12 protein-coding genes are annotated in these 12394 nt (G+C 37.3%); 10 read left to right on the top strand and 2 right to left on the bottom strand.

The features are described from left to right. Positions 1 to 150: 150 nt before the first annotated feature. From ACM03V_RS08985 to ACM03V_RS08970, 4 genes are all read left to right on the top strand, one after another. Positions 151 to 1044 carry an ABC transporter substrate-binding protein gene (locus tag ACM03V_RS08985; RefSeq protein WP_414620422.1) on the top strand — a complete coding sequence of 298 codons (894 nt, stop codon included), beginning with the start codon at positions 151 to 153 and terminating at the stop codon, positions 1042 to 1044. Positions 1045 to 1164: 120 nt separating this feature from the next. Continuing rightward, positions 1165 to 2160, top strand: coding sequence for a helix-turn-helix transcriptional regulator (locus tag ACM03V_RS08980; RefSeq protein WP_414620421.1), 996 nt, complete (start codon positions 1165 to 1167; stop codon positions 2158 to 2160). 138 nt (positions 2161 to 2298) lie between these two features. Beyond that, positions 2299 to 4980 carry a TonB-dependent siderophore receptor gene (locus ACM03V_RS08975; RefSeq protein ID WP_414620420.1) on the top strand — a complete coding sequence of 894 codons (2682 nt, stop codon included), beginning with the start codon at positions 2299 to 2301 and terminating at the stop codon, positions 4978 to 4980. Positions 4981 to 5197: 217 nt separating this feature from the next. Beyond that, positions 5198 to 6196, top strand: a complete 999-nt coding sequence (locus ACM03V_RS08970; protein ID WP_414620419.1) for an ABC transporter substrate-binding protein — start codon at positions 5198 to 5200, stop codon at positions 6194 to 6196. Positions 6197 to 6232: 36 nt separating this feature from the next. Here ACM03V_RS08970 and ACM03V_RS08965 read toward each other — a convergent pair whose 3' ends face one another. Both ACM03V_RS08965 and ACM03V_RS08960 read right to left on the bottom strand, forming a co-directional pair. Further along, on the bottom strand, positions 6233 to 6538 hold the full coding sequence (locus tag ACM03V_RS08965) for a type II toxin-antitoxin system RelE/ParE family toxin (protein ID WP_414620418.1): 306 nt from the start codon (positions 6536 to 6538) through the stop codon (positions 6233 to 6235). Beyond that, positions 6535 to 6825 (bottom strand): type II toxin-antitoxin system Phd/YefM family antitoxin, encoded by a 291-nt coding sequence (locus ACM03V_RS08960; protein ID WP_414620417.1) that lies wholly within the window; start codon positions 6823 to 6825, stop codon positions 6535 to 6537. Before ACM03V_RS08960 ends, ACM03V_RS08965 begins: the two co-directional genes overlap by 4 nt. 155 nt (positions 6826 to 6980) lie before the next feature. Between ACM03V_RS08960 and ACM03V_RS08955 the strand changes: the two genes are divergently transcribed. The 6 genes from ACM03V_RS08955 (at position 6981) to ACM03V_RS08930 (ending at position 11942) form a co-directional block, all read left to right on the top strand. Further along, entirely contained in the window at positions 6981 to 7955 is a 975-nt protein-coding gene (locus ACM03V_RS08955) for a helix-turn-helix transcriptional regulator (RefSeq protein ID WP_414620416.1), read from the top strand. 142 nt (positions 7956 to 8097) lie between these two features. Further along, positions 8098 to 8250, top strand: a complete 153-nt coding sequence (locus ACM03V_RS08950; RefSeq protein ID WP_414620415.1) for a hypothetical protein — start codon at positions 8098 to 8100, stop codon at positions 8248 to 8250. Then, a complete protein-coding gene (locus tag ACM03V_RS08945) occupies positions 8219 to 8497 on the top strand; it encodes a type II toxin-antitoxin system RelE family toxin (RefSeq protein ID WP_414620414.1) in 279 nt (92 codons plus the stop codon). Before ACM03V_RS08950 ends, ACM03V_RS08945 begins: the two co-directional genes overlap by 32 nt. A 489-nt stretch (positions 8498 to 8986) precedes the next feature. After that, positions 8987 to 9988, top strand: a complete 1002-nt coding sequence (locus ACM03V_RS08940; protein ID WP_414620413.1) for a FecCD family ABC transporter permease — start codon at positions 8987 to 8989, stop codon at positions 9986 to 9988. Then, positions 9985 to 11031 carry a FecCD family ABC transporter permease gene (locus ACM03V_RS08935; RefSeq protein WP_414620412.1) on the top strand — a complete coding sequence of 349 codons (1047 nt, stop codon included), beginning with the start codon at positions 9985 to 9987 and terminating at the stop codon, positions 11029 to 11031. The genes ACM03V_RS08940 and ACM03V_RS08935 overlap by 4 nt, the downstream gene beginning before the upstream one ends. A 98-nt stretch (positions 11032 to 11129) precedes the next feature. After that, complete coding sequence (locus ACM03V_RS08930) at positions 11130 to 11942, top strand: ABC transporter ATP-binding protein (protein WP_414620411.1); 813 nt, start codon at positions 11130 to 11132, stop codon at positions 11940 to 11942. Positions 11943 to 12394 lie beyond the last annotated feature (452 nt).

Below are 12394 nucleotides of genomic sequence, written 5' to 3'. Positions count from 1 at the left end.
CTCCCTATTCTTCCTCTGCGCTCTCCGCGTCTCTGCGGTTTTTGAAATCAGTAATTATCTGCTGTAAAGATAGCTATCCAAAATATATAATTCAATGAGACAAACCCCATGAAAAAACACAGCAGACGCTTTTTTCTCGGAACAACAATAATGTCTGCTTTAACAATTGCTTGCGAAAATAAATCAAATATTTCTCCAAAAACAAATCAATCAAATACTTCAAAAACACCAACTCGAATCGTCGCTTTAGAATGGGTTTACGTCGAGAATTTACTTGCGCTAGGGATTCAACCAGTCGGAGTTGCTGATATTAAAGGTTATAACAACTTTGTTAATATCAAGCCACAATTATCAGACAAATTAGTTGATGTAGGAACCCGAAACGAACCCAGTTTAGAAGCTATCGCGAAACTGAAACCAGATTTAATTTTAGGAGTAGAACTAAGACATAAAGAAACTTATAATTTACTTAAATCTATTGCTCCAACCTTTTTATTTAATCCTTCTTCTTCAGCAAATAGTGCAAATCAATTAGAGGAAATGCAGCAAACATTTCTCAAAATTGCTAACACTGTTAACCGCGAGAATACCGGGAAATTAGTATTACAAGAAATGCAGCAAACTTTTGACAAAGCTCAAAAACAACTTAGTAATTTAAAAAAGGTTCAAAGCAAATTTATTTTAGGACAATTAAGCGATAGTGCGCCGCAGTTGCGATTATTCACTGATAATGCAATGGCAGTACAAATATTAAATAAAATTGGTTTAGAAAATGCATTTGAAGGTAAATTTGATGCTTTTGGATTTAATACGGTTTGGGTAGAAGCGTTACCTAAAGTAGAAGATGCCAATTTTATCTATATTTCCGCAGATAATAACATTTACTGGCAGAACTTACAGAATAATCCCGTGTGGAAAGGATTAAAGTTTGTCCAGCAAAAACGAGTTTACCCTATTGAAGCAGATACTTGGGTATTTGGTGGCCCGCTTTCCGCACAATTGTTAGTGGAGAAGGTTGTGGCTGCTTTGAGTTCAGAATTGTGAATCAAACTCGGATATAAACACCTATTACCCGTGAAATATTGCCCTAACTACATCTTCGCGGTAAAATTATTACAATTAATTATCATTAAATCTTGATAAATTGTTTAATAATTCCCAACGATGACAATAACTATTGCTTCAAAAGACTATGATGAACTGTTAGAGGAAAGCAAACAAAATAGTAAATCTAATCCAGCCCTAGAAGAATTTGAGCATTTTTGTGAAATACCCAGACAACTAGGTAAAGGTTATAGACGAACTATTGAATTGCGTCCCGAACTATGCTTGTGTATTTTTGACGAAGAATATCATCGCGATGTATCGGTTCAAATCCCAGCAAATCACCATCCGCTTCAATTCGGTGCTTTAGCTTTAGGGATGTATACGGATACATACGGACAAGTAGGGGGAGGAAATACGTTTATTGCTGGTGGTGGGGTTCAACGTGAATTTGATATATGTTATCGTGACTCTCAAAGGGTAATAGGTGTTTATATTGAAATGACACCGGAGTTTTTAGTAAATTTGGTTCCTGGAAATGATGTAGAAACAGCACCGGAATTAAAGTTTCTTAATAAAGGTAATGATTGGCAAACATTAATTTATCCTCAAACAACTCCAGCCATTCAGGGAGTAGTACAGCAAATTATTGATTGTCCCTATAAAGGAATAACCAAACGCATGTATTTACAGGCTAAGATACTGGAATTAATTGCTTTACAGCTCGCTCCTTTCTTAGCCCAGCAAGGACAACAGCAAGCATCAGTACGACTCAAAGCAGCAACTATTACCCGAATTCATCACGCTAGGGAAATCTTACTTTCTCGTTTAGAAAATCCACCATCATTATTAGAATTAGCGCAGATGGTAGGGGTTAGTCAAACTACTCTTAAACGAGGATTTAGAGAACTTTTTGGGAAAACCGTATTTGGCTATCTTACAGATAAACGTATGATACAAGCAGAAACACTATTGCGACAAAACAACAGTAGCGTTGCAGAAGTTGCAAATTTAGTAGGTTATTCCCACCTGGGACATTTTGCTACTGCTTTTAAAAGAAGGTATGGTATTACACCAAGTCAATGTTTTTTGGGTAAAAAAGTCGTTTCGGGATAATAAAGGCTTTTTTGGATAGACTTACTTGCTGTAACTTCTTTACACTTAGCTCCACTGAAGTTAGTAATATTTCTCAATTATTGTTTGCTTCTGTCCGAGAGTGCGAGAAGTATACATATTAAATTAAAAGGAGCTATTATGCAGCCGTGGTGTTTATCCGTTAGCTTTCGTCTATGGATTTTGTTGAGCCTTTCAGGATATTTAAGTATTATTACAGTTCAACCGGGATTGGCTAAGGAGAAACCGAAGCATCAAGATAATAAGGCACGTTTAATTGCATCTTTACGCACGCAGCAACAGAAAAGTCCTAAAATTCATCAAGTCAGCGAAATTGAATTTCCTTCTACTAATGCTCGGATGCTGGTACAACAACCCGCACCAAATAATTCACCTGCAACCCCAATAGAAGTTATTACAATTACGGGAGTGAAAGCCAATCCCACAGAAAAAGGCTTGGAAGTAATTCTACAGACATCTCAAGCAAGGCAGTTACAAGTAATAAATCGCAGTAGTGGTAATAATTTCATTGCCGATATTCCTAACGCTCAACTAAAGTTACCATCAGGAGATACATTTAAATTTAGTTCGGAAACACCTCTAGATGGAATTACTGAAATAACAGTTATAAATTTAAATGCAAATACTGTCAGAATTACGGCAACTGGTAAAACAGCATTACCGAAAGTTGAATTATTTGATAGTGGTCAAGGTTTGATTTTTGGGTTATCACCTGCTGCTTCTACAGCACAAAAACCCAAACCACAGAGTGAGCAAACCCAACCACAACCAGAGAAGCCTGCAAATGAAACTCCCTCAAAAAAACCAACTCAGCAAGATGAAACAATTGAATTGATAGTTACGGGGGAGCGAGATGGATACATAGTGCCAAATGCTACTAGTGCGACTCGAACTGATACACCGATACGGGATATTCCCCAATCAATTCAGGTAGTTCCGAAACAGGTATTAGAAGACCGTAATGTCAGAACTGTAATTGAATCCACAGAAACGGTAAGTGGTGTTGTATACAATGGAGGCTATCCTGATGCTCCTACAGGTTCTGTAGTCATCAGAGGTTTTTCACAATCGCAACAGTTCCGAAATGGGATTAGAGATACAGACCGTGTTGGTTTGACGGGTATTGGAACCGTTGAGCAGATAGAAGTTCTTAAAGGACCTGCTTCAGTGCTTTTCGGAGCAGTGGAACCTGGTGGTATTGTCAACGCTGTCACCAAACAGCCCCTGAGCGAACCTTATTTCAACTTCGGTTTAGGGGTAGGTAATCGTGAATTTTTCCAACCCAGCATCGATTTATCCGGTCCGCTAAATACAGATAAAACCCTGCTTTATCGCTTTAACGCTAGCTATAAAAATTCAGATAGTTTTCAAGATTTTGCCACATCAAATCTAACTACAATTGCACCAACAATCACAGCAAAACTGGGAGATAATACAGACCTGAATTTATACTACGAATACATCAACTATTATGGTAATCCTCCTGAAGATTATTCTTTTCTTTTGAGCGATGGGAGCAAATCATCTCGAAGTTTCTTCTTGGGATATCCTGACTTCTCTTTTAGAGATTTTACTACTCAAAAATTTGGTTATGCATTAAATCATAAATTTAATGAAAATTGGCAGATTCGGAATAATTTCTCTGCTGCTGTTAGCGATGTCGAAGACAGATTTGCTGGACCATTTTCACTAGTAAACGATAGCGCTATAGAATTAGAAGCTTATGACCGCGAATTTACCAGAGATAATTATTACGGAAATATAGATGTAGTTGGTAATTTTAAAACGGGAACAATTACACATCAATTGTTAGTAGGATTTGATGTCAATCGCTACGAAGATACCTTTGCATTCTCTAGCGCTAGTGTTCCTAGTCTAGATATCTTCAACCCAAATTACGATGTTCCAAGACCTGAAAATTTCGTCCCAGCTTTTAGCGACGCTAATTTTATTACAAGATACGGGTTGTACCTTCAAGACCAGATTAGCCTTCAAGATAACTTGAAAGTCTTGATTGGGGGACGTTTAGATTGGATTTCCCAAAGAACTGAAGTACCTGAGGAAGAAACTCAAGAGCAAGATGATAGTGCATTCAGTCCTCGAATTGGGTTAGTATATCAGCCAAGCAAATCTGTTTCTCTGTATGCAAGTTATAGTCAATCTTTTAACCCTACCTTCGGGTCAAATCCTGATGGTACAGAATTCAAGCCTAGTAAAGGAACGCAATATGAAGCAGGTGTTAAAGCCGATTTTCTAGAAGGCAGACTTTCAACGACTTTAGCAGCCTATGAAATTACTAAGACAAATATTACAACACCCGACCCCAATAATCCCGATTTTTCTATCCAGGTAGGAGAACAAAGAAGTCGAGGGATTGAATTAGATGTAAAAGGTGAGATTTCACCGGGTTGGAAAGTAATTGCGTCCTACGCTTATACTAATGCCGAAGTCACCGAAGATAATAGTATTTCTGAAGGTAATAAATTAACGAATGTCCCTACCAATCAAGCAAGTCTTTGGACAACCTACGATATTCAGAAAGGTAATCTAAAAGGTTTGGGATTTGGTTTAGGATTGTTTTATGTTGGACAAAGACAAGGAGATTTAGATAATTCCTTTGAACTAGGAGATTATTTACGTACCGATGCTGCAATTTACTATCGTAAAAATGGTTTTAAATCAGCTATCAATATTCGTAATTTATTTAATACAGACTATTTTCGAGCTTCTGATGGTGGAGATTTATTTCTTTTCAGAGGTGAACCTTTTACAGTCGTCGGTTCCGTTAGTTGGGAATTTTGAGAATGGGTAATTGGTAATTGGTAATTGAAATTCAGAAAGTGAATAGAATATAACGTTTACTAAGCAACTAAGGTACAGCGATTACCTCACGCCGATAAAGCTGTGCTTTATATCCCCTCTCCTTATTAAGGAGAGGGGTTGGGGAGCCACTGCGTTGGGCGGGTTCCCCGACTTGTAGCAAGTGGCGTGGTGAGGTTTTAAGATATACCGAATATTCATGCAATTTATGTTTTTACCGAAACGGTTTAAATTTTTACTAATCTTTTTAGCAACGCTTCTATTTTTATCAATTTCCGCTTGCAACAACGATAAATTACAGCCAAAACAGACGCAGCTAAATTCATCTGCATCATGCCGAAAAGTTGAACATATAATGGGAGAAACTTGTATTCCCAAAAACCCGCAACGAATTATTACCTTGTATACTCCACCTTTGGCTAATACACTAGCACTTGGTATTAAACCGATAGGAATGACTCCAGTTACAGGTGTCCTGGATAAATTTCCCGAGTATTTAAGAGACAAAGTAAAAGGAATAGAAATAGTAGGTAATTTAAACGATGAACCGAACTTAGAAAAAATAGCCCAATTAAAACCCGATTTAATTGTAGGTTGGGATTTTCATCAAAAAAACTATTCTCTTCTTGCTCAGATTAGTCCTACTTTATTGATTCCAAAAGATAAAACAATATCATCTCGTGAGAACTGGAAAGAATATACTAAATTTTTAGCTGAATCATTAGGAAAACAAGAAAGCGGACAAGAAATATTAAACAGCTATAACCAGAGAATTAAAGAACTGAAAAAAGTTTTAAATAATAAATATTTAGGTAAAACAATATCTGTTGCTCATGTCAGCGATAAATACGGAATCGAAGCCCATACTAAAAACTCGTTTTCCGGCTCTATTTTGTCCGATTTAGGTTTGCAACGTCCCAAATCACAAGATGTAATTAAGCCGAATGGTGTAATTGAAGCAATTTCTCAAGAGAAATTAGAACTAATAGATGGTGATGTTCTGTTTGTTCTAAATTTCAGTAAAAATGACAAGAGGATGTTGGAAAATTTATTGAAAAAACCTTTGTGGAGAAACTTGAAAGCAGTTCAACAAGGACAAGTTTATCCCGTAGATGGCTGGACTTGGATTGTCGCAAATCCGCTTGCTGCTAATGCTGTCATTGATGACCTTTATAAATACCTCGTTAATGCATCCTAAGCTTAATTTGTGTAATTGTATCGGTTTTGATTAAATTTATTCATCGCTATCTTCTAATAACTGTTTGGAATCACGCAATCCCTGTTGTGAACCATGACGAACTCTATGAATACGAACAATCCCCTCATCTTCTTCCAAGTTTTGAATAACAGTGAACAAAATTCGGAAGCGCTTTTTGTAAATTAATTGTCGTACTTCTATATCCATATACTCGCTTTCTGGTGACATACGACAACGAGTAGGAAATTTTTCTAAAGTCAGCATGATTTCGTAGCATCCTCTAACCCATCGATGAGCTTGATCTAAAGAAGTTTCCCGCATCCACAGTCGGCGAAATTTCAATCTGGTATGTCATACTTATCCCGGAGTTGCTCGAATGCTTTGTCTAGAGACATACCTTTACCAAGCTCGAATTCCTCCATACTTTTGCGAATTCCTACACTTGTTTCTAAAAGTTCCAGTCGATCCAGCAGTTCTTGATAGCTTTCGGCATCTTGAACAACCACAGATGCTTTACCATTAACCGTGAGAACAATAGGCTCTTTGGTTCCCCTAAGCTTCTCTAAAAATGCTTTTGCACCCCGTTGGAATTCTGAGAGCGGATAAATATTACGAAGGCTAAGAGTCATATTTTCATAAAAAAAACTGATAATTTCATGTTAATTATTTGAAGCTCTGTTGTCAAAAATATTTTAAGTTGTTTGTTTTTTCGTCAAACTAGGATACTTACCTTTTTAATTGAGAAATAGTATCATTAATTTTATAATTACCAATCCCCCCAGCTATGGTGATCGCACTCACATTAAGAGAGGAAGAGGAACTTTGGCATGAAGCAACACAAAATAGTCCTCAAGCTTCATCTATAGAATCATTTGAAGTGTATCGAGAAATGCCGAAGCTTTTAGGAAATGGATATGCGATAGATACAGAACTTCATCCCGAGCTTTTGCTAACAATTTTAGACCATGAATTTCACGATGATTATTTGCTAAGATACCCGACTTCAAGTCATCCCTTACAGTTATCTGTGTTGCTTTCAGGGATAGTTAAAAGTAAATTTGGGTGCCTTGGGGAAGCAAACACGGTTATTTCTGGGGGTGGTATTCAACAGAGGATGAAGGTCGAGTATTTTCAATCTTCCCGGATAATGGGAATTGATATTCATATGTCCCCCGATTTGTTAGCAACTTTTTTTCCTGGAAAAGATGGGGGGATTCCTCCAGAGTTAAAGTTTTTGGCAAAGGGAGATGATTGGCAAACCCTAATTTATCCAGAAATGACCCTAGTAGTGCGATTTTTAACGCAACAAATATTGAATTGTCCCTATCAAGGAATAACAAAACGAATTTATTTACAAGCGAAAGTGCTAGAGTTAATCGCTTTACAACTATCTCCAATTCTTGAAAATGAAGGAGTTCCTCAAGCAGTATCGTTAAAATCGGATACCATTGCCCGGATTCACCACGCAAAACAAATTATCCTTTCTCGTTTAGAAAATCCTCCTTCGTTGATAGAATTAGCTGCATTAGTTGGGGTAAGTGACAGAACTCTGCGACGTGGATTTAGAAAGCTATTTGGCACAACCGTATTCAGTTATCTTACCAAGAAACGCATGGAGAAAGCCGAACAATTTTTGCGGGGAACTAACATGACTGTGGCTGAAGTTGCAAATTTGGTAGGTTATACGCATTTGGGACACTTTGCAGCAGCCTTTAAGCGTAAGTATGGCATTACACCAAGAGAATGTTTGTTGCCTTAAAAGTCCGTTTCCAAACTGTGATAGCATTTGAAAACAGATTACAGATTCAACTCTGCTTTTTAGGAGTGATAGTGGAAATTCAAGAATTAAAAGCATTAATTAAAGAAACAATGCGTGAAGTATAACAGGATATTGACTTCGCTTGTGCCAAATTCTTGTACCTTACATAAGTGATGATGAACAAAGCGAACTTGAAGCTGAATTTGGTTTACCTTCGGATGATGAAGATGATGAAGTAGTTGATATGACTGATTGGGTGAAACATGGCAATCAAATTTCGCAAAAAAGCGATTAAAATTTTAGACAAAGCAAATCCTGAAGATGTCGAAAATATTCGAGAAGAAATAAATCAAATTTTTGTAGCTATTGAAGACTTAGGGGTTATCCCGTTCACGGAATTAGATATAAAAAAGATGAAAGGCGATTGGGAAGGATATTACAGTACAAGTGTAGGCAAAAACAGAATTATTTTTACCGTTGATATTGATTCCCAAGATATTGAAATTTACGCTATTGGTGCAAGAGGGGATATTTATAAGTAATTTATAGACAGCATATTATTATTACTTATTTCTATAAAGCAAGCTGTGAAACTCGCTATAAAAATCCGATTTTTTCAAAAAACCGGGTTTCTGGGCACCTAGAAATTTTACAGGCTTTTGCTCCGTTTCACTCTTTAATTGAAAAACTTCATAGAGGCGAAGGATGAAACAGCTTATTATTTACTGTGTACGTGCAGCATTTTTAAGAAATATTATTGATAAATTGCAAAAAATATACTAAATTAATTGAATATATTGAGAAATAATAGCAATAATTTAAAATGTTATTTGATTAGCAGCCTATTTCTATGACTAAAGAATTAGTTAGATTAAACCGCAGATTTAATTTATGGTACGCAAATGCTTGTCTAAGTCCCAATTTCGTGCTTGATAATTTGTTTTTTGAAGATTTTTTCATCAATACTAATTGTAAATAATAATGAATAACGTAATTCTAAGCGGGATAAACCAATTTCCACAAAAACCCATATGCAGATAGTATCGCGAGCGAAACCTGTAATTGGCTTAATAGTAGGATGTATAGTACTTATCATCTGTCTTTTTGTTAGCGTTTCCTACGGTGCGGCTGATATTTCTTGGCAAGGTGTTTATGATTCGTTAATATCCTTCGACGGTTCGAGAGAACATCTAATTATCCGTACTGTTAGATTACCGCGTTCCTTACTGGCAATGATAGTAGGAGCATCAATATCGACTGCGGGTGCCATCATGCAAGGTATAACTCGTAACCCGTTAGCTGACCCCGGAATACTGGGAATTAATGCAGGTGCGGCTTTTGCGGTGGTGATGGCTATCTTTTTATTTGGTGTGTCATCGCCGAGTGTTTATGTATGGTACGCTTTTGCGGGTGCGGGAATTACTGCGGTGAGCGTCTATTTTTTAGCTTCTTTAGGTCGTAGCGGCATTACTCCACTCAACTTAACTATTGCTGGTGCCGCGATTAGCGCTTTCCTCGCTTCCCTTACCACTGGCATATTAATTATTAGTCAAAGTACTTTGGAAGAAATTCGTTTTTGGCTAGCGGGTTCTTTAGCTGGTGCGGATACAAGTCTGATTCTACAAATTCTACCTTATGTCTGCATCGGCATGGTATTAACGTTAATTATTTCCAAACAAATCACAATTTTAAGTTTGGGGGAAGATATCGCTAAAGGTTTAGGGCAACAAACCGCATGGGTAAAAATCGTTGCTGCTGTATGCGTTTTGCTATTAGATGGAAGTGCGATCGCAGTTGCTGGTGGGATTGGATTTATCGGTTTGGTGGTTCCTCACATTGTCCGGTTTGTGGTAGGGGTAGATTACCGTTGGATTCTGCCCTATAGCGCCTTATTTGGTGCCATATTACTTTTAGCATCCGATATCGCAGCTCGATTAATTATTAATCCGCAAGAAATCCCCGTAGGTATTATGACAGCTTTAGTCGGTGCGCCATTCTTCATTTATTTAGCTAAAACCAAGGTGAAGAAATGAAGACAAATACAATAGTTTTTCGTTCTCGATTACTCCCGATTTCCTTCCGTCTCAAAAAGCGGGTTCCTATTGTCTTGTTAATAATAATTCTGACTACTTTAACGGCAATGGTGATGAATACTTCCTTCGGGGAATATCCCATTCCACCGCTTGCAGTTATTCAAACTGTTTTGGGAATAGATACGGGAAATGCAGATTATGCATTTGTAATCAATACCTTACGCTTACCTAGAACCCTTACCGCTTGTCTTGTGGGTATGGCTTTAGCGATTTCCGGTACCATCATGCAAGGTATAACTCGTAACCCCCTCGCCGATCCAGGAATTATTGGTATTAACGCCGGTGCGAGTTTGGCTGCGGTGAGTTTAATTGTATTATTACCAAATTTACCTGCGGGAGTATTACCTGTAGCTGCTTTCGGCGGTGCTTTGATAGCTTCGTTATTAATCTATCTTTTAGCTTGGAATAGAGGTACGCATCCAGTACGCTTAATTTTAATAGGTGTCGGAATTGCATCTGTTGCTGGTGCTTTTACTAATTTATTGGTGACATTTGGCGATATTAATAATGTCAGTCAAGCCTTAGTATGGTTAGCAGGAAGCGTTTACGGACGCAGTTGGGAGCAGCTTTTCTCGTTACTACCTTGGTTAATTGTTTTTATACCGTTAGCTTTAGCAAATGCACCTCAGTTAAATGTTTTGAATTTAGGAGAAGAAACGGCTAAAGGCTTGGGTAGTAAAGTAGAATGGCAGCGGAGTTTTTTATTGTTAATTAGTGCTGCTTTATCAGGTGCAGCAGTAGCGACAGCAGGAACAATAGGTTTTGTGGGCTTAATCGCACCTCATATAGCCCGTCAATTAGTAGGTAATATCCATGAAGGATTAATTCCAGTGGCTGCAATTACCGGAGCAATGATTGTAGTGATAGCTGATTTTTTAGGAAGAATTTTATTCGCTCCCATAGAAATACCTTGTGGAATTGTTACTGCTGTTATCGGTGCCCCTTATTTTGTTTATTTGTTAATTAGAACTCGGAGAAAATAAGATAAAACAAAAGACTAGAAATAACTTCTCAGCGTATCTCCGCGCAAATCTCCGCGTACCTTTGCGTTTACAGACTCAATTCAATCTCTAAATTATAAATGAAACTAGCAACTAAAACTCATTACCAACTTTCAACCAAAAACCTAACATTAGGATACGATAACACCAAAATAATTAAAAATATCGATTTAAGCATCCCTCAAGGTAAAATCACTGCTTTAGTTGGTGCCAATGGCTGTGGTAAATCTACATTGTTGCGGGGTTTAGCAAGATTATTGAAACCCTATAACGGAAGCATTTATTTAGATTCTACTGATGTATTTAAACTATCGACAAAAGCTGTTGCAAAAAAGTTAGGAATTCTTTCTCAATCACCAGTTGCACCAGAAGGTTTGACGGTAAAAGATTTAGTCGCTTGCGGACGTTATCCTTATCAAAATTGGTTGCAGCAATGGACGAAGGAAGATGAACGTTTTGTTGAGATAGCGTTAGAAACTACCAGAATGAAGGAACTAGCGGAACGTGAATTAGATACTTTATCTGGGGGACAGCGACAACGTGCTTGGATTGCAATGGCTTTAGCTCAGAATACTGATATTTTACTGTTAGATGAACCCACAACTTTTTTAGATTTAGCGCATCAAATTGAGGTGATGGATTTGCTGTGGGAATTGAATCAAAATCAAGGAAGAACCTTGGTAATGGTGTTACATGATTTAAACCAAGCTTGTCGTTATGCTGATTACTTGGTAGCGGTGAATGAGGGGAATATTTATACGCAAGGTAAACCAGAAGAGGTAATGAGCGAAAAGATGGTTTTAGATGTGTTTGGGTTGGAATGCAAAATTTTTCCAGATCCAGTTTCTGGGACTCCGATGTGCGTTCCAATTGGGAGAAAGGGTAAGGAATAAAAAAAGTAAAATGCATCCCGAATTACAACCCAAACTGTAGTAGCTCACTAATTTATTTTTGCACTAAAAAATCTGATTTACGGTAATTAGAAAAGAGAATATCTAAGTCATATATTAGCGCGTCAAATCAATTTAAAAAACTACTGAATTCAAAATTCACGTCTCAGCAAGAGGCAATTCAATCAGTAGACAGCTTAAATAAATTGATTGGTTCAAGTAAAGCAGTAACGAGAACAATTCAGGTTCTGCATCAACTCGGTTATGCAAATATACGCGACTGTACTCCATTAGTACCAACTTCAAATCCAGGGGAACTAATGAGCGTGTTGATTCGTTTAATTACAGTGCAAAAGCAGCAATTTTTAGCAAATAAAATGCCTCTTAAAAGGAGTCTTTTTTTTCGTAAAAGCTTTTATTTGATTGCTATGTATTAGTTTAAAATGGGCATTGAC

The sequence above is a fragment of the Calothrix sp. CCY 0018 genome (assembly GCF_963920925.1).
Taxonomy (GTDB): Bacteria; Cyanobacteriota; Cyanobacteriia; order Cyanobacteriales; family Nostocaceae; genus Rivularia.
Note: the sequence above shows the minus strand (reverse complement) of the source record. Positions and strands in the feature narration are given on the sequence as shown.

What these genes read in the sequence shown, in the direction of transcription:
- ACM03V_RS08985 (WP_414620422.1), top strand. Translation starts at nt 151, where the DNA reads ATGTCTGCTTTAACAATTGCTTGCGAAAATAAATCAAATATTTCTCCA.
- ACM03V_RS08980 (WP_414620421.1), top strand. Translation starts at nt 1,165, where the DNA reads ATGACAATAACTATTGCTTCAAAAGACTATGATGAACTGTTAGAGGAA.
- ACM03V_RS08975 (WP_414620420.1), top strand. Translation starts at nt 2,299, where the DNA reads ATGCAGCCGTGGTGTTTATCCGTTAGCTTTCGTCTATGGATTTTGTTG.
- ACM03V_RS08970 (WP_414620419.1), top strand. Translation starts at nt 5,198, where the DNA reads ATGCAATTTATGTTTTTACCGAAACGGTTTAAATTTTTACTAATCTTT.
- ACM03V_RS08960 (WP_414620417.1), bottom strand. Translation starts at nt 6,825, where the DNA reads ATGACTCTTAGCCTTCGTAATATTTATCCGCTCTCAGAATTCCAACGG.
- ACM03V_RS08955 (WP_414620416.1), top strand. Translation starts at nt 6,981, where the DNA reads ATGGTGATCGCACTCACATTAAGAGAGGAAGAGGAACTTTGGCATGAA.
- ACM03V_RS08945 (WP_414620414.1), top strand. Translation starts at nt 8,219, where the DNA reads ATGGCAATCAAATTTCGCAAAAAAGCGATTAAAATTTTAGACAAAGCA.
- ACM03V_RS08940 (WP_414620413.1), top strand. Translation starts at nt 8,987, where the DNA reads ATGCAGATAGTATCGCGAGCGAAACCTGTAATTGGCTTAATAGTAGGA.
- ACM03V_RS08935 (WP_414620412.1), top strand. Translation starts at nt 9,985, where the DNA reads ATGAAGACAAATACAATAGTTTTTCGTTCTCGATTACTCCCGATTTCC.
- ACM03V_RS08930 (WP_414620411.1), top strand. Translation starts at nt 11,130, where the DNA reads ATGAAACTAGCAACTAAAACTCATTACCAACTTTCAACCAAAAACCTA.